The following is an 18463-nucleotide window of genomic DNA, read 5'->3' on the forward strand; positions in this document are numbered from 1 at the left end:
CCGCGCATGGCGATATGTCCTCACTCAGGGTGTCCACGCCCTGGTTCGACTAGACCGGCGGTGAGAGTTCCTGGCTCCCGGGGAGTTTCCTCCCCGATGACAGTGGCGGGACCGCGCCGGATTCGCACCGGCTTCCTCTCATGCCGCCGTACTTGGCTCCGGCAGTCCACCACGGGGTGCGAACGGCCGTCAACTGGCTGTTGACCTGCGGGGGGACAGTGTGCGCAGGCCCACATACGCGTGGGGTGCGGGACGGTGATCCGTCCCGCACCCCACGCGCGGTAGTGCCCGGTGAAACCTTTTTCCTGGCTTCTGGCTCCGGGTTACTTGGTCATGATCAGGGAGATGCCGTACGCCACCGCCGCGGCGCAGGCCGCGAAGCAGACGTACGCGCCGGTGGCCGCCGCGACCGCGGAACCGCCCTGGGCCGACTCCTTCTTGGAGAGGCCCGCGACGCCGAGGGTGAAGAGGCCGACGAGGGCCACGGTCACCCCGAGGCTGACCCCGAAGACGGAACCGAGGGCTGACCAGTCGATGTGCATGCTGTTTCTTCCTTCGGTTCTCAGGCCACGGCGGACGGCGCCGAAGGCGTCGTCGTGGGCTCGGCGGGGGCCGGGATGGTGGCCGTGAGGCCCTCGGTCAGGGTGCCGACCGGGGGCGGGGTGACGGCGGCGATGGCCGTGGTCACCACACCGGCGGGCTCCGCGTCGTCGTTGACGTTGGTGTGGTCGATGACCTCGCGGCGCGAGCGGCGCCAGATCGCGAAGCTGGAAGCGACCAGGAAGACGGCGACGAGCGTGGTGCCCCAGGCGCCGAAACCGGTGACCCACTCGGCGAGCGCGCCGACCAGGGCGGCGGCGGGCAGCGTGAGGACCCAGGCGACAGCCATCCGGGTGGCGGTGGACCAGCGGACCACCCCGCCCTTGCGGCCGAGACCCGCGCCCATCACGGAACCGGAGACCGAGTGCGTGGTGGAGAGCGAGAAGCCGATGTGCGAGGAGGCCAGGATGACCGTGGCCGCGCTGGTCTGGGCGGCGAAGCCCTGCTGCGGCTGGAGGTCGGTCAGGCCCTTGCCCATCGTGCGGATGATGCGCCAGCCGCCCAGGTAGGTGCCGAGCGCGATCGCGAGACCGGCGGAGAGGATGACCCAGACCGGCGGGTCGGAGTCGGGAGCGACGGCGCCACCGGCGACCAGGGCCAGGGTGATGATGCCCATCGTCTTCTGCGCGTCGTTGGTGCCGTGGGCCAGCGAGACCAGGCCCGCGGAGGCTATCTGGCCGGCGCGGTAACCCTTCTTGCTGGCCTTGGTGTCGGTGTTGCCACTGAGCTTGTACGACAGCCGGGTGGCGACCATCGCGGCCAGACCGGCGACGATCGGGGCCACGACGGCGGGGAGGAGCACCTTGCCGACCAGGACGTCCCCGTGCACCGCGCCGGTACCGGCGGAGGCGATGGTGGCGCCCACCAGGCCGCCCATGAGGGCGTGCGAGGAGCTGGACGGAAGTCCGACGAGCCACGTCACCAGGTTCCAGAGGATCGCGCCGACGAGCGCCGCGAAGATCACTTCTGGCCGGATGCCGGATTCGTCGACGAGGCCTTTGGAGATCGTGTTGGCGACCTCCACCGAGAGGAAGGCGCCGACAAGGTTCAGGGCGGCGGACATGGCCACCGCGACCTTGGGCTTGAGGGCGCCGGTCGAGATGGTGGTGGCCATCGCGTTGGCGGTGTCGTGGAAACCGTTCGTGAAATCGAACACGAGAGCGGTGACGATCACGATTCCGAGGAGGAGCGTGATGTGTTCCATTTACCCAGGCTTCTGTTGGACGTCAGTGGCAGGGGGACCGTAGGCAACCTGGGTGAACGGAAGATGAACTGGGTCGGGCGGCATGGTGTCCCGAACGGTGGATCGCTGTTCCGCTTGTGACGGAGGGCGATGCCCTGGTTCGAACGGATACGGAATATCGGGTTCCGGTACGGGTTCCCGCCGCGGGCCGAACCGTCCGCGCGGAGGGGGTTCCGCGCATGAGATTCCGGTCACATAGCAGGTCGCCGCCGTTGTGGCGCCGCTGAAAGCCTCGCGGGGGCGGGTCGGAGAGTGCCGCGTCGAGGACGCGCCGGTGTCACCGGGCCGTGACGGGTCGGCCACGGGGCGTCATTCGCGACAAAAGCCCGGCCGTGTCCGGTGTGGACGACCTGATGAGGCACTGTGACGCACATCACATGACATGACCGGTCTCTTTGTGGGTCCCGTAGCCGAAAACCTTGATCCATCTCCCCGTCACGTCGCCGTCGTGTCCTTGGCGCGTTCCTGTCGCGTTCCTGTCGCGTCCCTGGTCGGGCGAGGCGTTCGCGCATGTCGTGCGGGTTCGCCCGGTGTCCGAGTCGGTGTCGCCGCCGACGGCGGTTTCCAGCCGTCCGCGCGCCGGGCCCGTCGTTGTATACGAAGTGCGCCACCCGGGTGCCGGGCTCCGCCGTCGCGTGCGAGGCACCCGGTCCGGGCGGCCCGGGACGGGACGCGTGGGACATCCGGCCCCGTGAGGCGTGTTCGGGTTCCGGGGTGCGCCCGCCCGGGGTGCGTCGGCGTGCGTTCCTGGCAGGATCGCGGCATGGCCGAGCGGCCAGGGGCGCACGGGACAGGTGGGAGGACCCGCGGATGTCGGACGAGGGCGACACGGGGGACGGGCCGGCCGCGAGGGACGCCCGGGACGCCGTCGGGCGGGCCTGGGACCAGCTCGTCGCGACGGCCCGCCGTACGGTGACCGACGGACTGGTGGTCGGGACGTCGGGCAACGTCTCGGTCCGTGTCGGCGACACGGTCCTGGTCACGCCCACCGGCGTGCCCTACGACCGGCTGGCCCACGACGACATCGTCGGCGTCGGCCTGGACGGCCGGCAGGTGATCGGTTCGCTGCGGCCGACCAGCGAACTGCCGATGCACCTCGCGACGTACCGGGCGACCGGCGCCCGGGCCGTCGTCCACACCCACGCCCCGCACGCGACGGCCGTCTCGACCCTCGTCCCGGAACTCCCGCTGATCCACTACATGGCCGCCGCGCTCGGCGGCCCGGTCCGCGTCGCCCCGTACGCGGCCTACGGCACGCCGGAACTGGCCGAGAACGTGCTCCGGGCCCTGACCGACCGCACCGCGTGCCTCCTCCGGAACCACGGCACCCTCGCCTACGGGGCCTCGCTGGACCAGGCGTACGACCGCACGGCCCAGCTGGAATGGATGTGCCGCGTCTGGCTCCTGTCCTCCTCGATCCCGGGCCTGACGCCCGCCCTGCTCTCGCCGGAGCAGCTCCAGGAGACCGCGGAGCGCCTGCGGGGGTACGGCCAGGAGTCCCCGGAAGCGGCAGAGGCAGCGGCAGAGGGCATGGAGTCGGAGGCGTAGTACCGGGGAGTGGAACCGGTGACGTAGGGCCGGAGGCGCGGGGCCGGTGAGGTGGAACGGGAGGCGCGGCGCCGAAGGCCAGGCGCCGAAGGTCCGGCGTCGGCGGGCTGGCTCTGACGGTCCGGCACCGACGGTCCGGCGTCAACGGTCAGGTGCCGACTGCGCGGTGCGGGGTGTGTGGTGCCGGACGGAACCGGAGCGCGCACGCCGGACAGCCGGTACGCCCGACCGTCACCCTTGAGGACGCTCCCGCTGGCCGATGGCGGACTCCGCCGGGAAACTGGTCGAGTGCGCACCCTAAGAGCCATGGCAGCGGCCGTCACCGTAGCCACTGCCGCGGGCGCGGCCTCCGTGGCGGCAGGTCGGTTCGCCAGCGACGCCGCGCTGAAGACGCACCCCGGCAAGCCCCTGCCCGGCGAGCCCCGGCTCACCGTGCACGCCACGACGGTGGGCGGCATCACCCTCACCAGGGCCCTGGCCTCGCGGCGCCCGGGAACCTACGGCCTCGCGGGCGACGGCTCCCACGCGGTCGTCGGCCCCCTCCTCGACTCCGTCCCGCACACCGCCGACACCGTCGTGCGGCGGCTGGACCGCGTCACGCACGGCTCCCTGGAACCCGGCGACAAGGTGTGGCTCACCCCGAACCTGTACGTCGGCGACCCCGGGTCCGCTCTCGGGCTCGAACACTCCGACGTCGACGTACCCGGCGAACTCGGCACCCTGCCGGCCTGGTTCGTGCCCGCGGTCCGGGACACCTGGGTCATCACCGTCCACGGCCTCGGAGCCACCTGCGAACACCCCATGAACGTGATGGGGTTCCTGAACGACCGGCACTTCCCGGTCCTCGACCTCGCCTACCGGGGCGACCTCGGTGCGCCCCGGCCCTCCGACGGTCTGAACCACCTCGGCGAGACCGAGTGGCGGGACCTCGACGCGGCCATCCGGTACGCCGTGCGGTACGGCGCCGAGCGGGTCGTCCTGTACGGCTGGTCCACCGGCGCCACCATGGCGCTGCGCGCCGCCGCCCACTCCGCGCTGCGCGAACGGATCTCCGGATTGGTCCTGGACTCGCCGGTCCTCGACTGGGAGACCACCCTGCGCGCCCTGGCGAGCGCCCGCCACACCCCCGGCTTCCTGCTGCCGCTCGCGGTGCGCGCCGCCCAGGGCCGTACCGGGGTAAGCGGAGACCGCATCGCGAGCGCCGCGCACCCCGACCAGGTCAAGGTGCCGACCCTGCTGGTGCACGGCCCGGACGACGCCATCGCCCCCTGGGGCCCCTCCCGCCGCCTCGCCGCGAGCCGTCCCGACCTGGTCACGCTCCACACCGTCCCGAAGGCCCCGCACGGCGCCATGTGGAACGCCGACCCGGCGAGCTACGAGGAAGTCCTGCGCCGCTTCCTCACCCCCCTGATGTAGACCCCCTCGGCGTCCGCTCGCTGAACCGGCGGCCACCGTGGCCGCCGACCACCGGCGGCAGGCCCCGTCGGCGGCCGGGCCGGGCCGGGCCACCCCATGCCATGCCGCCCGCGGCTCACCGCGCCGACAGGCCACCGCGGCGGCCGCGCGTTCCGGCAGCGGCCCCCGACGGCTGCGGTCACGCAGGCCGCTGTCCACCGCGCTCGTCGTCCACCCCGCTCTCCGTCCACCCCGACTGCTGTCCGTCCCGGCCGCTGTCCGTCCCGGCCGCTGTCCGCCTCGCGGGGCTGAGCCGTCGCCGGTGCCCGCCGCCCCCCGGGGGCCGTGTCTCGTCCGAGTGGCGCCCGGGAACCGCGTCGACGCGTCCGGGGACGCGGATCGGCGCGCGCCCCCTCGGCGGCGTCCGCCCGGCGCGCACCCCCGGAGTGAAGCCGCAGACGCCCTGGTGCGGGCGGGGCGAGGGGGCCGACGGGGGCCGCCGGGCGGACACGGAAGCGCTCTTCCGGTTCGGTCCCGAACAACTCCGCGAGGCGTACTTTCCCGCGTGTCGAGCGCCCTGGGAGGGCCCCGCCCGTGCCGCCCGCGAGGCCCGCGACGGCATTCCGTTTGGGTTTTCGGACTGTCAACCGGAAGACTGCACCCGTGACGTCCCGTAACCCGCGCGACTCCAGGCTCCGACTCGTCAGCCCGCGGCCCCTCGCGGCCGCTCCCCGAGCGGTGACCCAGCGCCCCACGCGCCGCCCGGCACCGCGACCGCCGGAGGGCACACCACCGCCCGCGGAGCTCGCCCGCATGGCGCGCACCGGCCTGTCCGACGCGGCCCGGGTCGCGCGCTGGGCCGACGCCGCCCTGCGCCCGGTGCGCGACGGCGCGAACCCCGGAGGCAAGGGCGCCCTCTCCGACGCCACCGCGGAACGGGCCGCCGCGGATCTCGGGCTGACCCCGGCTCAGGTCCGCGCCGACTGGGACACCGCCCGCCTGGCCGGCCTCATCGAGGTGCACGGCGACAGCGCCCGCCCGGGCTGGCGGCTGCGCGCCTGGAGCCGGGACGACAGCGCCGTCCTGCGCGGCTGGGTGGCGCTCTTCGACGCCTGGTCCCTCGCGTATCCCGAACCGGCCGACCGCGAGCCCGCGGCCGTCGCCGAGGTCGTCTCCGCGATGCCCCAGGTGCTCTCCTTCCTCCAGCTCTCCGCCGGGCCCGTACCCGTGGACCAACTGTTCGACCTCCTCGGACAGCGCGTCACGGAACTGCGCACCGAGCGCTGCGAGATCTCCTACGGCCCGGTGCCCGATCCCGCCCCGGAGCCCGCCGAGGTCCCGGACGCCCCGCTCGCCCGCCTCGCCCCGCTCCTCGAATGGGCCCTGCTCGCCCTCGCCTCCGTCGGCGCGCTGACCTACGGCGACGGACAGGCCACCCTCACCCCGCTCGGCAGCTGGGCGGTCTGGGTCAAGCTGGAGCAGATCTGCGTCGCCGCGCAGAGCCCCGCCGGGAACATCGAGCAGTCCGCCGAGGACATGCTCCGCGGCTGCGCCCAGCTCCGGCCCAACGCCGCCCGTGCCGAGTACCGCGCCTGGCTCGCCGCCCGCCCGGTCGGCAGCGCCGTCACGGAGCTCATCGCCGCCGCCCGCGGCGAGGACGCCCTCACCCGCGGCCTCGCCTTCGAGGCGCTGCGCGTGGTCGGCGCCCCCGCGGAACCCGATGTGCGCGCCGTGGTCGGGGAGACCCCGCTGCGCCCCTACGCGCTGCTGTGGCTCGCCGAGCACGACGGCCACGACCCCGAGGACGCCCACGAGGTCCTGACCCGCGCGGAGTCCACCTGGCTGTGGGTCGACACCGCGGCCGCCGTCGCCGACCACGGAGAGGCCCCGCTCCTCGTCCGCCATCTGGAGTCCGCGGTGCAGCCCACCGTGCCCGCGCTCCTCGACGAGGTGCGCGCGGTCGGCCACCCCCGCACCGTGCAGGTGCTGGTCGCGCTCGCCGCCGCCCATCCGGATCCGGCCCTCGCCAAGGCCGTACGCCGGGCCGCGTTCCAGGTGCACACCGGCGGGAGCTGACCCGACCCCGGGCCCCGGACCGTGGGCCCGGAGCCCGGGCTCGGAATGCGGGGCTGGCCCGCGGGCCAGGGACGGCGCGGGCCCCGACGTGCGGGGCCTCACGACGCGGGCGTCCCGGGACGCCGGAGCCTCGAGCGGCCCGGCCGGCCGGCGCTAGGCGCTTGTCTCCGGGGTGTAGGTGCCGAAGCTCCAGATGTTGCCCTCGGCGTCACGGGCCATGTAGTCCCGGGAGCCGTAGTCCTGGTCGGTCGGGGGCATGAGGATCTCCGCGCCGTGCGCCACGGCCCGCTCATGGTGTGCGTCCACGTCGTCCACGACGATGTACACCCCGCAGGGGCCCGCGCCCTTCATCGCCTCGTCGAAGCGCCCGCCGCGCCCCTTGGAGCCGAGCATCACCGCGCCGTTGCCCTGCACCAGCTCGGCGTGCATCACCGAGCCGTCCTCACCCTCGTAGACGGACAGCTCGGTGAAGCCGAAGGCCTCCGTGAGCTGCCTGATCGCCGCCTTCGCATCGGTGTACAAGAGAGAGGGGTAGATGCTCGGGCGCCCGCCGTCCGTACCAGCCATGCCGATCACTCCGTCCCGTCGCACTGCCGGATTCCGATCCGCCGCCCAGTCTGGCACCGGCCACTGACAACGCCCCGCGCACCGGAATCCGGCGGGCGCCGCGGACCAGGGCGGACGTGGCGCCCGCCGGCGAGACCCCCGCTCACCGGAACGTGTCGCACTGCGCCGTGTCACCGCTGCTGAAGCCCTGGTAGAACCACTGCTGCCGCTGCCGGGCCGAGCCGTGCGTCCAGGTCTCGGGGGTGACCCGGCCCTGGTACCTCGCCTGGATCCGGTCGTCGCCGACGGCCGCCGCCGCGTCCAGGGCGTCACGGATGTCGGTGTCCGTCAACGAGGTCAGCAGCGGCCGGCCCGTCGACGAGTCCGCCGTGGTGGTCGCGTGCCGCGCCCACACCCCGGCGTAGCAGTCGGCCTGGAGCTCCACCCGCACCGAGCCGCTGTTCGCCCCGGTCACCCCGTCCCGCGCCCTGGCCAGGGCGCCCGTCAGGTCCTGCACGTGGTGCCCGTACTCGTGCGCCACCACGTACGCCTGCGCGAACGGCCCGGCGCCGGCGCCGAACCCGGTGCGCAGTTCGTCGAAGAAGCCCAGGTCCAGATAGACCTTGCGGTCACCGGGGCAGTAGAAGGGCCCGACGGCCGACGTCGCGGTGCCGCACGCCGTGCCGACCCGGCCGCCGAACAGCACCGTCGGGGAGCGGGTGTAGGCGCCGCCCCGGCGTGCGAACTCCTTGGTCCAGAAGGCCTGGACGCTGTTGACGACCGCCACGGTGCGGCAGTCCTCCCGGGCGTTCGCGTCCCGCCCCTCGGCGCAGGACCGCTGTACCTGGGCGAGGGAGGAGGGCGCCGCCGCGGGCTCGTCGCCGCCGGAGGACAGGCCGAGCTGGTCGGGACCGACCCCGAACAGGAGTCCGATGACCAGGGCGACGAGACCGGCGAGCCCGCCCCCGATGGTCGCCCTGCCCCCGGGGACCCGACCGCCGCGCACATCCTGGACCTCCGAGGTGTCCAGGTCGGCGTCGTCGTCGAACTGCATGGGCGCACCCTCTCCGCTCGCCGCCGTACCCCGCTCCGTGCCGCCATCCTCGTACGCCTCCGGCCCCCCGGCCCGGCCCGCGGCCCGAACGGGCGACGCCCCCGTCCACCGCCCCTCCGCGTACCCAGGCCTGGGTACGCGGAGGGGCGGTGGACGGGGGCGCTGAGACACGGCACCGTGCCGTATCGGTGCGTGACCGGGCCGCGTGACCGAGTGCGTGGCCGGTCGCGCGGCCCGGTGTCTCCGGCGGCGGCCGGACCGGCGAGATCATCGGTGGAGGCGGAACCGTGGAGCGCCCGGAGTGCGTCCTCGCCCACGGTGTGCGACGGGGCGAGCGTCACAGCCGTGGACGCCCGCGCACCGGCAAAGTGGTTGCACGGTCCCGTTAGACTTGTCGCATGGCCCTTCTCCTCGCGCATTAGACGGCGGGAACGTCCTCAGCCGTCCACCCCGCCAACAAACTGCCCTGGAGTCTGTCCGTGATCTCCGCCTCCGGTATCGAGCTGCGCGCCGGCGCCCGCATCCTCATCGAGTCCGCCACCTTCCGCATCACGAAGGGCGACCGCATCGGCCTGGTAGGCCGCAACGGCGCGGGCAAGACGACCCTCACCAAGGTCCTCGCGGGTGAGGGCCAGCCCGCCGCGGGCGCCGTCACCCGCTCCGGCGAGGTCGGCTACCTGCCGCAGGACCCGCGCACCGGCGACCTCGACATACTCGCCCGGGACCGCGTCCTTTCGGCCCGTGGCCTGGACGTCCTGATCCGCAAGATGCGCGAGAACGAACAGCGCATCGCCAACGGCGCGGGCGCCACCCGCGAGAAGGCGATGCGGCAGTACGAGCGCCAGGAGACGGAGTTCCTCACCAAGGGCGGGTACTCCGCCGAGGCCGAGGCCGCCACCATCGCCGCAGCGCTCAACCTGCCGGACCGCGTGCTCGGCCAGCCCCTGCACACGCTCTCCGGTGGTCAGCGCCGCCGTATCGAGCTGGCCCGCATCCTCTTCTCGGACGCCGACACCCTGCTGCTCGACGAACCGACGAACCACCTCGACGCCGACTCCATCATCTGGCTGCGCGACTACCTGAAGACGTACCGCGGCGGCTTCATCGTGATCTCCCACGACGTCGACCTCGTCGAGACGGTCGTCAACAAGGTCTTCTACCTGGATGCCAACCGCGCCCAGATCGACGTCTACAACATGGGCTGGAAGCTCTACCAGCAGCAGCGCGAGGCCGACGAGAAGCGCCGCAAGCGCGAGCGGCAGAACGCCGAGAAGAAGGCCGCGACCCTGAACGCGCAGGCCGACAAGATGCGCGCCAAGGCCACCAAGACCGTCGCCGCGCAGAACATGGCCAAGCGCGCCGACCGGCTGCTCGCCGGGCTGGACGCCGTCCGCGTCTCGGACAAGGTCGCCAAACTGCGCTTCCCGGAACCCGCGCCCTGTGGCAAGACCCCGCTCATGGCCGAGGGCCTGTCGAAGTCGTACGGTTCCCTGGAGATCTTCACCGACGTCGACCTGGCCATCGACAAGGGCTCCCGAGTCGTCATCCTCGGCCTGAACGGCGCCGGCAAGACGACCCTCCTGCGCCTCCTCGGCGGTGTCGAGAAGCCCGACACCGGAGGGGTCGTCGAGGGCCACGGCCTCAAGCTCGGCTACTACGCCCAGGAGCACGAGACCCTCGACCCCGAGCGCACGGTCCTGGAGAACATGCGCTCCGCCGCCCCCGACCTGGACCTGGTCGAGGTCCGCAAGACGCTCGGCTCGTTCCTGTTCTCCGGCGACGACGTCGACAAGCCGGCCGGCGTGCTCTCCGGCGGCGAGAAGACCCGGCTCGCGCTCGCGACCCTCGTCGTCTCGTCCGCGAACGTCCTGCTGCTCGACGAGCCGACGAACAACCTCGACCCGGCCAGCCGCGAGGAGATCCTCGGCGCGCTGCGCACCTACAAGGGTGCCGTCGTCCTCGTCACGCACGACGAGGGCGCCGTCCACGCGCTCCAACCGGAGCGGATCATCCTGCTGCCGGACGGCGTCGAGGACCTGTGGGGCGCCGGCTACGCCGACCTGGTGGCCCTCGCCTGACCCGAGCGCGTCCCCCGGGAGGGGGCGCCGCCACGTGATCGAATGACTGATCCACTGTGTATGGATCATTCGGCCGATCCGTGATCCACCATCTGTGTGAGATCTCCTCGTACCGAGGTGTGTCGTACATCGATTTCACGGCCGAGCCCTTGTTTCCAAGGGCTCGGCCGTTCTGCGTCGCTGACCAGGTACTTCGCGCCGGAACCCGTTCGGCTGTACGCGCGGCACCAGACGGAATTGTTGATTCCGTTAGTGGGGACGGGCTCCTGTCGTCAAAACCTTGTCCTACGGACCTTGCCGAATGGGTGGCCATGACGCCCGGAAGGGGTGATCATGAGAGTCCAGAGCGCACTTCCCATGAGGAGGACCGGGTGGCCGAGACTCTGAAGAAGGGCAGCCGGGTTACCGGCGTCGCGCGCGACAAGCTCGCGGCAGACCTGAAGAAGAAGTACGACTCCGGTGCGAGCATTCGGGCGCTGGCCGAAGAGACCGGCCGCTCGTATGGCTTCGTGCACCGGATGCTCAGTGAGTCGGGCGTCACGCTCCGAGGGCGTGGCGGAGCGACGCGGGGCAAGAAGGCCGCCTCGGCCTGAGGCCGGGCGTCCCCATCGGCTTCGATGGTGACCACCCGGTCGGTCGGGTGACCGACCGGGTGGTTACTGTGCAGTCACTTAGGTGCGTTCCTCGTGTCTTCGCGAGGTGCGCGTCTGATCCGACCGCACCCATCGGAGGCGCCCCATGGCTTCGCTCGACAAGGAACTCGAACCGGTACTCGACACGGACGGCGTACGGCTCACCGTCGACGACGCGATCGCCACGGTGACGCTGACCAATCCGGCCAAGCGCAACGCCCAAAGTCCTGCTCTGTGGCGGGCGTTGACGCAGGCCGGCCGGTCACTGCCGGGCTCCGTCCGGGTGGTCGTCCTGCGCGCCGAGGGCCAGTCCTTCTCCGCGGGGCTCGACCGGCAGGCGTTCACGCCCGAGGGGTTCGACGGGGAACCGTCGTTCATCGACCTCGCGCGCGGCTCCGACGCCGATCTCGACGCGACCATCGCCGAGTACCAGGAGGCGTTCACCTGGTGGCGCCGCAGCGACCTCGTGTCCATCGCCGCCGTCCAGGGGCATGCCATCGGTGCCGGGTTCCAGCTCGCGCTCGCCTGTGACCTGCGCGTCGTCGCCGACGACGTGCAGTTCGCCATGCGCGAGACCAGCCTGGGCCTCGTGCCCGACCTCACGGGGACGCACCCGCTGGTGAGCCTCGTCGGATACGCCCGCGCGCTGGAGATCTGCGCCACGGGCCGCTTCGTCCTGGCCGAGGAGGCCGAGCGCACCGGACTCGCCAACCTCGCGGTCCCCGCCGGACAGCTCGACGACGCGGTCCGCGACCTGACCGCGGCGCTGCTGGCCGCGCCGCGCGATGCCGTGATCGAGACGAAGGCCCTGCTGCGCGGGGTGCAGGGGCGCTCGTACGAGGAGCAGCGCACCGCCGAGCGGGCCTCCCAGGCGCGCAGGCTCCGGGACCTCGCGGGCGCGGGGGACTAGCCACCCGCCCCGAGGGCCCGGTGCGGCACGGGTGCCCCCGGTCGTACGGGCCGGGGCGCCCCTGCCGCACAGGGCCTGGCCTCACACCGTGCGCGCCGGGCACCCCGCCCCGCGGGCCTGGCCTCACGCCGTACGGGAATCACCCCGTCGAGAGGCCCGGCGCCCTGGCTCGGGGCGGTCACCCGTGGCGGGCGTCCTCGCTCACTGCGGTGACCAGTACCGCCACGGACGGGGTGTCCCGTACGGTCTCGGTGACCGCGGCTCGGACGGCCCGTGCCACGTCCACCGCACGCTCGGCCCCGGAGACCTCCAGCTCGACGCGGACGTGACGGCGCGGCAGGGCCGGTTCCGTGGCGGGCGGCGCGCTCTCGACGTGGACCGGACGGCCCAGGGAGTCCGCCAGACGGGTGACTCCCGGGACGGCCAGCACCGCCGCCGCGATCCTGGCCTCCTCGGGGTCCCTCGGCAGGGACCCCGTCCTCGCGCCGTCGGCCGGGACCGCCGCGGGCTCACCTCGTTCGGTGCCCGCCGGCTGGGCCGCGGAGGCCTCGTCCTCGTCCTCCAGCAGGTCCGTCACCCGCAGGTCCACCTCCGTGACGTCGAGGCCCAGGAGCCGTGTGGCGGCGGACACCACGGCCAGCCGCAGCCGGGCCGCGACGGCCGGCAGCGGCTCGACGCCCGGGGCCGTGGGATCGACCGAGGCCCGGAACTCCGCGGTGACGCGCAGCGGACCGGGCGGCAGCCCGCTGGGCGGGGGAGGCACGGCCGGTGTGCCGGCCCCGTCCGGGTCGGCGAGCGCGATCCGCAGCGCTCCGAGCCGCACCCCCTCGACGGCCGCGGTCTCCCGCCGCAGCACCGAACCGGCCGCCTCCTCCGAGATCCAGGCGCCATCGAGCGCGAGCCCCAGCGGCAGGAGTCTGCCGAGTCCGAGCTGCTGCCGTACCGCTTGCGTCCACCGGTCCGCCGTCATTGCTCCAGCCTGCCGTATCCACGGCGCGGGACCGCGCGACCCGACCTACTGTGGGCAGAGGAGGACGACCGAAAGGGACGTACGGCGATGACCGACATGACCGAGCGGAACCGGACGGACAGCCCCGACACGGAGAAGGAGCTCCAGCAGCCCCGTAAGCCCGCCCGGCGGGGCGGCGGAGATCCCGCCACGCGGGGACGGACCACGATCGCCGACGGGGTCGTGGAGAAGATCGCCGGGCTCGCCGCCCGTGACGTGGTCGGTGTCCACACGATGGGCAGCGGACTGAGCCGCACCTTCGGAGCCGTACGCGACCGGGTGCCGGGCGGTTCCACCAAGTCCGTGACGCGGGGCGTGAAGGCGGAGGTCGGAGAGCTGCAGACGGCGCTCGACCTGGAGATCGTCGTCGACTACGGCGTGTCGATCTCCGACGTGGCGCACGCCGTGCGAGAGAACGTCATCGCCGCCGTCGAGCGCATGACAGGTCTCGAAGTGGTGGAAGTCAACATCGCGGTGAGTGATGTGAAGCTTCCCGAGGAAGAAGACGAGGAGCCGGAGTCGCGGCTCCAGTGACCCTGGGGCCACCGGAACGCCCCGGACACCGCACCACGAGTGATCACGCGGCCACCGACTGCTGAGGAGCGCACCATGAGCTTGGCCGGGATCGGCATGATCGCCGGAATGGCACTGGCCTTCGCCGGGTACTTCGGCGGCTTCGGCGCATTCCTGCTGGTTGCCGCCCTGGGGGCCGTCGGGTTCGTCGTCGGACGGCTCTTCGAGGGTGACCTGGACGTCGGTGACTTCTTCCGCGCCCGTGAGAACCGGCGGCGGTGACACGTGCCGGACCAGCCCGACCGGCCCGACCGGTCCGGTGGGACACGGCCGGGCCTCGTGACCGTCGCCGCCTCCGAGCGGGGAGCCACCCGGATCGCCGACCGCGTCGTCGCGAAGATCGCGTCGCGAGCGGCGCGCGAGGCGCTGCCGCCGACACCCGCCGACGCCGCGCCCCCGCACGCGACGGTCGTCGTGCGGCGGCAGTCGTCCGGCTCCGGCGGAGCGCGGGACACGCCGACGCACAGTGCCCAGGTGCGGGTCAGCCTCGAACTCGGCTACCCGTGCGACATCGCCGCCCACTGCGGCGCGGTGCGTCGTCATGTCGCCGAGCGGGTAAAGGCGTTGGCGGGGATGGAAGTTCCGGAGGTGGCCGTCCACGTGGAGCGGCTGCATCTGGCGCACGGGCCCGGCACGGCGCAGGGGAGGACGCAATGAGCGAGCCCCAGGGCTCCGAGAGCACCCGGAAGATTCCCGTACTGGAGAAGCCGGACGAGACGGGCGCGCTCGGACAGTCCGCCTCGGCGGCCGCCTACGAACCGCTGAACACCGTGGACGACGAGGACGGCCGACAGGGCCGGTTCTGGTCAGCGCGCCGCGTCACGGGGGGCGTTCTCGCCACCGTGCTCCTCGTGGCCGCCGGAGCCTTCCTGTACGACGTCGTGGCCGTGCGCGCCGGCCGGTCCGCCCTGTACTGGCGCACCTGGCTGGCCCGGCAGCTCGCCGAACGGCCGCTCGACGACACCGCGGTCCTCGTCGGTGCCTCGATCGCCGCCGCGGCGGGGCTCTGGCTGATCGTCCTCGCGGCGACCCCCGGCCTGCGGGACGTGCTGCCGATGCGGCGCACCCACGCCGACGTCCGGGCCGGGCTGCACCGGACGGCCGCCGCCATGGCGCTCCGCGACCGGGCCATGGAGGTCGCCGGCGTGCAGTCGGTCCGCGTGCGGGTGAAGCGCCGGAAGGTCGACGTCCGGGCGGTGTCGCACTTCCGTGAACTCGACGACGTGCGCGCCGACCTCGACGTCACGCTCTCCGACGGCATCAAGGGGCTCGGGCTGTCCCGCTCGCCGGCCCTGTCGGTACGGGTCGCGCGCCCCGGACGGAAGGGCTGAGGCCGGTGCTCCGGATCGTGAACCGTCTGTTGATCGGCTTCGTCGGGCTCGTGCTGCTCGCCCTCGGCGGCTCCGTGCTCGCCATCGGACTCGGCGTACGGCCGCCCTCGTGGTGGATCCACGACGGGCGGCACGACGTGCTGCTCAGCACCGCCGAGCGGACCCGGTGGCGGGACCAGGGCTGGTGGTGGCCCGCCGTCATCGCCGCGCTCGCGGTGCTGACGCTGCTCGCGCTGTGGTGGCTGGTCGCCGTGGTGCGGCGCCGACGGCTCGCCGAGGTGCTCGTCGACACCGGCGACGGCGAGGGCGCGCTGCTGCGCGGCCGGGCCCTGGAGGGCGTGCTGTCGGCCGAGGCGGCCCGGCTCGGCGGGGTCGGCCGGGCGCAGGTCCGGCTGACCGGCCGGCGCTCGCTGCCCGAGGCACGCGTGCGACTCCTGCTGGAACCGCACGTGGACCCCGGACACGCGCTGCACCTGCTGACCGTGGAGGCGCTCGCGCACGCCCGGGACTCGGCCGGCCTCACCGCGCTCCCCGCCGAGGTGCGGCTGCGCGGCGTCAAGCACCGCGCCGAGCGCGTGAACTGAGCAGGCGCCGAGCCCGCCTCACGGGACGGCGCCCGTCTTACGGGGCGGGGTGCCGCTTCCGAGACGGGGTGCCGCCTTCGGGACGGCGCCCGCGTCACAGGACGGTGCCCGTCTTACGGGACGGCGCCCCGCCTTCGTGACGGGGTGCCGCTTCGGGGCAATGCCCTGTTCCCAGGCGGGGCCCCGTTCCCGGGCGGCTCCATTTCCGGCGCGGTCAGCCCCTGAAGCGGCGCCGGTCTCCGGCACAGGTGCCCAGGTGGCCGCTTCCGGGCGCCGGGCGGTCCTAGAAGCCGCTGCGCATCCCGCCGTCCACCGGCACCATGATTCCCGTGAGGTACGAGGCCGCGGGGGAGAGCAGGAACGCGGCCGTGCGGCCGAACTCCTGAGGGGTGCCGTAGCGGCGCAGCGGGATCCGGGACTCGTTGGCCGCGCGGGTGGCCTCGGGGTCGGCCGACAGGCCGTCCAGCTCACGCACCCGGTCCGTGTCGATACGGGACGGCAGCAGCCCGACGACGCGGATGCCGCGCGGGCCCAACTCGTCCGCCAGGGACTTGGCGAAGCCCGCGAGGCCCGGACGCAGGCCGTTGGAGATGGTCAGGCCGGGGATCGGCTCGTACACCGAGCCGGAGAGCACGAAGCCGACGACACCGCCCTCGCCGAGTTCCGCGGCGGCCGCGCGGGCCAGCCGTACCGCGCCGAGGAACACCGACTCGAACGCCACCATCCACTGTTCGTCGGAGTTGTCCGCGGCGAAGCCGGGCGGCGGTCCGCCGACGCTGATCAGGATGCCGTCGAAACCGCCGAAGTGCTCACGGGCGGCCGCGATCAGCCGGTCCGGAGTCTCGACGGCGGCGTTGTCGGCCGCGATACCGACCGCGTTCGCGCCGAGCGCGTCGGCCGCGCCGGCCGCGCTCTTCTCGTCGCGGCCGCTGACGATCACCTTCGCGCCGTCCGCGACGAGTTCACGCGCGGCGGCGCTGCCCAGGCCCCGGGTGGCCCCCGTGACGACGTACACACGATCCTTCAGTCCGAGATCCATGGCCCCCATCCTTCCTCATCCGCGCGGCGCGCCCTCGTCCGTCAGCCCCGCCTTCCCGACGCCGAACAGGCTGAGGGCGGACACCACCAGGCCGATGTGGCTGAAGGCCTGCGGGAAGTTGCCGAGCTGCCGGCCCGCCACGGGGTCGTACTCCTCGGACAGCAGTCCCACGTCGTTGGCGAGGCCGACCAGCCGTTCGAACAGGTCGCGCGCCTCCCGCGTACGGCCCGTCAGGTGCAGCGCGTCCACGAGCCAGAACGAGCAGACGACGAACGTGCCCTCACCGCCCGGGAGCCCGTCGACGTCGGTCCTCGCGGCGCTGTAGCGGCGCAGCAGGAAGTCGTCGGGGGCGAGTTCCGCGCGGACCGCGTCGATCGTGCCGACCACCCGGGGATCGTCGGGGGGCAGGAAACCGACCCGCGGGATGAGCAGCAGGGCGGCGTCCAGCTCGCGTGAACCGTACGACTGGGTGAAGGTGTTGCGGGCGGGGTCGAAGCCGCGCTCGCACACCTCCCGGTGCACCTCGTCGCGCATCGCCCGCCAGCCCTCCAGATCGCCTTCGAGGGCCGGGTCCTCCTCCAGGGTGCGTACGGCGCGGTCGGCGGCCACCCAGGCCATCACCTTGGAGTGGACGAAGTGGCGGCGGGGTCCGCGCACCTCCCAGATCCCCTCGTCGGGCTGCTGCCACGCGACCCGCAGGAACTCCATCATGGCGACCTGCACCCGCCACATGTGCGGCCTCGACGGCAGCCCCGAACGCCGGGCGAGCGACAGCGAGTCGATGACCTCCCCGTAGACGTCGAGCTGCAACTGCTCCACGGCGCTGTTGCCGACGCGGACGGGCACGGACCCGGAGTAGCCGGACAGCCACGGGAGGTCGTACTCCGACAGCCGGCGCTCGCCCGAGAGGCCGTACATGATCTGGAGGTCCGCCGGGTCGCCCGCGACGGCGCGCAGCAGCCAGTCGCGCCACGCCTCGGCCTCCTCGTGGTAACCGGCGGCGAGCAGCGCGCCGAGGGTGAGCGTGGAGTCGCGCAGCCAGCAGTAGCGGTAGTCCCAGTTGCGGACCCCGCCGATCTCCTCGGGCAGCGAGGTGGTCGGGGCGGCCACGATGCCGCCGGTGGGCGCGTACGTCAGGGCCTTGAGGGTGATCAGGGAGCGCACGACGGCGTCCCGGTGCGGCCCGTCGTAGCGGCAGCGCGCCGCCCACGCCCGCCAGTCCTGGACACTCGTCTCCAGCGCCTCGAAGGGGTCGCACAGGGGCGGCCGGGGCCGGTGCGAGGGGTGCCAGGTCAGCACGAAGGCCACCTTCTCGCCCGCCTCCACGGTGAACTCCGAGTGCGTACGGAAGTCCTTGCCGTAGGTGTGCACGGGCGGTTCGCTGCGCAGCCACACCGAGTCCGGCCCCGCGACCGCCACCCGGTGGCCGTCCGAGCGGCGCATCCAGGGGACGACGGACCCGTAGTCGAAGCGCAGCCGGAGCAGACTGCGCATCCGGACCCGGCCGCTGAGACCTTCGACGACGCGGACGACATCGGGGGCGTGCTCGCGCTGCGGCATCAGGTCGGTGACCCGGACCGACCCCTCGGCGGTGTCCCACTCGGTGTCGAGCACCAGCGTGTCCGGGCGGTACGCGCGCCGGGTGCACGAGTCCACGCCCTCGGGTGCGATCCGCCAGTGGCCGTTGTCCTCGTCGCCGAGCAGGGCCGCGAAGCAGGCCGCCGAGTCGAAGCGGGGCAGGCACAGCCAGTCGACGGAGCCGTCCCGGCTCACCAGCGCGGCGGTCTGTTCGTCCCCGATGAGCGCGTAGTCCTCGATGTGTCGGTGCACCCTGGACGGGTTCCC

Annotated in this window: 18 protein-coding genes and 1 riboswitch; of the genes, 11 read left to right on the forward strand and 7 right to left on the reverse strand. The window is 73.3% G+C overall.

The genetic code is table 11. The annotated features are described in order from the left end of the window. Positions 1-43: 43 nt before the first annotated feature. Positions 44-187: riboswitch (cobalamin riboswitch) on the reverse strand. Positions 188-323: 136 nt separating this feature from the next. Together ACFYW7_RS06120 and ACFYW7_RS06125 are read right to left on the reverse strand one after the other, a co-directional pair. Further along, positions 324-542, reverse strand: coding sequence for a hypothetical protein (locus ACFYW7_RS06120; RefSeq protein WP_389498339.1), 219 nt, complete (start codon positions 540-542; stop codon positions 324-326). Positions 543-562: 20 nt separating this feature from the next. After that, positions 563-1804 (reverse strand): anion permease, encoded by a 1242-nt coding sequence (locus ACFYW7_RS06125; protein WP_389498341.1) that lies wholly within the window; start codon positions 1802-1804, stop codon positions 563-565. A gap of 849 nt (positions 1805-2653) precedes the next feature. On the opposite strand from ACFYW7_RS06125, the gene ACFYW7_RS06130 reads away from it, so the two are divergent. The 3 genes from ACFYW7_RS06130 to ACFYW7_RS06140 all read left to right on the forward strand — a co-directional run bounded on the left by ACFYW7_RS06130 (position 2654) and on the right by ACFYW7_RS06140 (position 6862). Then, positions 2654-3391 (forward strand): class II aldolase/adducin family protein, encoded by a 738-nt coding sequence (locus tag ACFYW7_RS06130; RefSeq protein ID WP_389498343.1) that lies wholly within the window; start codon positions 2654-2656, stop codon positions 3389-3391. 288 nt (positions 3392-3679) lie between these two features. Then, a complete protein-coding gene (locus ACFYW7_RS06135; protein ID WP_389498345.1) occupies positions 3680-4807 on the forward strand; it encodes an alpha/beta hydrolase family protein in 1128 nt (375 codons plus the stop codon). 642 nt (positions 4808-5449) lie between these two features. Then, positions 5450-6862, forward strand: a complete 1413-nt coding sequence (locus tag ACFYW7_RS06140) for a hypothetical protein (RefSeq protein WP_389498347.1) — start codon at positions 5450-5452, stop codon at positions 6860-6862. Positions 6863-7015: 153 nt separating this feature from the next. Here ACFYW7_RS06140 and ACFYW7_RS06145 read toward each other — a convergent pair whose 3' ends face one another. Continuing rightward, positions 7016-7429, reverse strand: coding sequence for a VOC family protein (locus ACFYW7_RS06145; RefSeq protein ID WP_389498349.1), 414 nt, complete (start codon positions 7427-7429; stop codon positions 7016-7018). A 142-nt stretch (positions 7430-7571) separates the two neighbouring features. After that, positions 7572-8462 carry a neutral zinc metallopeptidase gene (locus tag ACFYW7_RS06150; protein WP_389498351.1) on the reverse strand — a complete coding sequence of 297 codons (891 nt, stop codon included), beginning with the start codon at positions 8460-8462 and terminating at the stop codon, positions 7572-7574. Positions 8463-8941: 479 nt separating this feature from the next. On the opposite strand from ACFYW7_RS06150, the gene ACFYW7_RS06155 reads away from it, so the two are divergent. The 3 genes from ACFYW7_RS06155 (at position 8942) to ACFYW7_RS06165 (ending at position 12082) form a co-directional block, all read left to right on the forward strand. Next, positions 8942-10540, forward strand: coding sequence for an ABC-F family ATP-binding cassette domain-containing protein (locus tag ACFYW7_RS06155; protein WP_389498353.1), 1599 nt, complete (start codon positions 8942-8944; stop codon positions 10538-10540). A 371-nt stretch (positions 10541-10911) separates the two neighbouring features. Beyond that, positions 10912-11133, forward strand: a complete 222-nt coding sequence (locus ACFYW7_RS06160; protein WP_266702971.1) for a helix-turn-helix domain-containing protein — start codon at positions 10912-10914, stop codon at positions 11131-11133. A gap of 145 nt (positions 11134-11278) precedes the next feature. Continuing rightward, on the forward strand, positions 11279-12082 hold the full coding sequence (locus tag ACFYW7_RS06165) for an enoyl-CoA hydratase/isomerase family protein (protein ID WP_389498357.1): 804 nt from the start codon (positions 11279-11281) through the stop codon (positions 12080-12082). A 178-nt stretch (positions 12083-12260) separates the two neighbouring features. Here ACFYW7_RS06165 and ACFYW7_RS06170 read toward each other — a convergent pair whose 3' ends face one another. Then, a complete protein-coding gene (locus tag ACFYW7_RS06170) occupies positions 12261-13052 on the reverse strand; it encodes a nucleopolyhedrovirus P10 family protein (protein ID WP_389498359.1) in 792 nt (263 codons plus the stop codon). Positions 13053-13139: 87 nt separating this feature from the next. Here ACFYW7_RS06170 and ACFYW7_RS06175 point away from each other — a divergent pair, with 87 nt between their 5' ends. The 5 genes from ACFYW7_RS06175 to amaP all read left to right on the forward strand — a co-directional run bounded on the left by ACFYW7_RS06175 (position 13140) and on the right by amaP (position 15579). After that, a complete protein-coding gene (locus tag ACFYW7_RS06175) occupies positions 13140-13625 on the forward strand; it encodes an Asp23/Gls24 family envelope stress response protein (protein WP_389498361.1) in 486 nt (161 codons plus the stop codon). A gap of 75 nt (positions 13626-13700) precedes the next feature. Further along, positions 13701-13886, forward strand: a complete 186-nt coding sequence (locus ACFYW7_RS06180; protein ID WP_389498363.1) for a hypothetical protein — start codon at positions 13701-13703, stop codon at positions 13884-13886. Between the two features lie 3 nt (positions 13887-13889). Beyond that, the gene (locus ACFYW7_RS06185) at positions 13890-14321 is read left to right on the forward strand and encodes an Asp23/Gls24 family envelope stress response protein (protein WP_389498365.1); all 432 of its coding nucleotides are present in this window, start codon (positions 13890-13892) and stop codon (positions 14319-14321) included. Then, positions 14318-14995, forward strand: coding sequence for a DUF6286 domain-containing protein (locus ACFYW7_RS06190; protein ID WP_389498367.1), 678 nt, complete (start codon positions 14318-14320; stop codon positions 14993-14995). The genes ACFYW7_RS06185 and ACFYW7_RS06190 overlap by 4 nt, the downstream gene beginning before the upstream one ends. Continuing rightward, positions 14992-15579 carry an alkaline shock response membrane anchor protein AmaP gene (amaP, locus tag ACFYW7_RS06195; protein WP_389498609.1) on the forward strand — a complete coding sequence of 196 codons (588 nt, stop codon included), beginning with the start codon at positions 14992-14994 and terminating at the stop codon, positions 15577-15579. Before ACFYW7_RS06190 ends, amaP begins: the two co-directional genes overlap by 4 nt. 283 nt (positions 15580-15862) lie before the next feature. On the opposite strand, the gene ACFYW7_RS06200 is transcribed toward amaP, so the two are convergent. Together ACFYW7_RS06200 and ACFYW7_RS06205 are read right to left on the reverse strand one after the other, a co-directional pair. Beyond that, positions 15863-16618 (reverse strand): SDR family oxidoreductase, encoded by a 756-nt coding sequence (locus ACFYW7_RS06200; RefSeq protein WP_389498369.1) that lies wholly within the window; start codon positions 16616-16618, stop codon positions 15863-15865. A gap of 15 nt (positions 16619-16633) precedes the next feature. Then, entirely contained in the window at positions 16634-18448 is a 1815-nt protein-coding gene (locus tag ACFYW7_RS06205) for a glycoside hydrolase family 15 protein (protein ID WP_389498371.1), read from the reverse strand. Positions 18449-18463: the final 15 nt, after the last annotated feature.

The sequence above is a fragment of the Streptomyces sp. NPDC002580 genome, from assembly GCF_042889485.1.
GTDB lineage: Bacteria > Actinomycetota > Actinomycetes > Streptomycetales > Streptomycetaceae > Streptomyces.

Excerpts from the sequence above, each read along its gene's own strand:
- ACFYW7_RS06120 (WP_389498339.1), bottom strand. The coding sequence starts at position 542 with ATGCACATCGACTGGTCAGCCCTCGGTTCCGTCTTCGGGGTCAGCCTC.
- ACFYW7_RS06125 (WP_389498341.1), bottom strand. The coding sequence starts at position 1,804 with ATGGAACACATCACGCTCCTCCTCGGAATCGTGATCGTCACCGCTCTC.
- ACFYW7_RS06130 (WP_389498343.1), top strand. The coding sequence starts at position 2,654 with ATGTCGGACGAGGGCGACACGGGGGACGGGCCGGCCGCGAGGGACGCC.
- ACFYW7_RS06145 (WP_389498349.1), bottom strand. The coding sequence starts at position 7,429 with ATGGCTGGTACGGACGGCGGGCGCCCGAGCATCTACCCCTCTCTCTTG.
- ACFYW7_RS06150 (WP_389498351.1), bottom strand. The coding sequence starts at position 8,462 with ATGCAGTTCGACGACGACGCCGACCTGGACACCTCGGAGGTCCAGGAT.
- ACFYW7_RS06165 (WP_389498357.1), top strand. The coding sequence starts at position 11,279 with ATGGCTTCGCTCGACAAGGAACTCGAACCGGTACTCGACACGGACGGC.
- ACFYW7_RS06170 (WP_389498359.1), bottom strand. The coding sequence starts at position 13,052 with ATGACGGCGGACCGGTGGACGCAAGCGGTACGGCAGCAGCTCGGACTC.
- ACFYW7_RS06175 (WP_389498361.1), top strand. The coding sequence starts at position 13,140 with ATGACCGACATGACCGAGCGGAACCGGACGGACAGCCCCGACACGGAG.
- ACFYW7_RS06180 (WP_389498363.1), top strand. The coding sequence starts at position 13,701 with ATGAGCTTGGCCGGGATCGGCATGATCGCCGGAATGGCACTGGCCTTC.
- ACFYW7_RS06190 (WP_389498367.1), top strand. The coding sequence starts at position 14,318 with ATGAGCGAGCCCCAGGGCTCCGAGAGCACCCGGAAGATTCCCGTACTG.
- ACFYW7_RS06200 (WP_389498369.1), bottom strand. The coding sequence starts at position 16,618 with ATGGATCTCGGACTGAAGGATCGTGTGTACGTCGTCACGGGGGCCACC.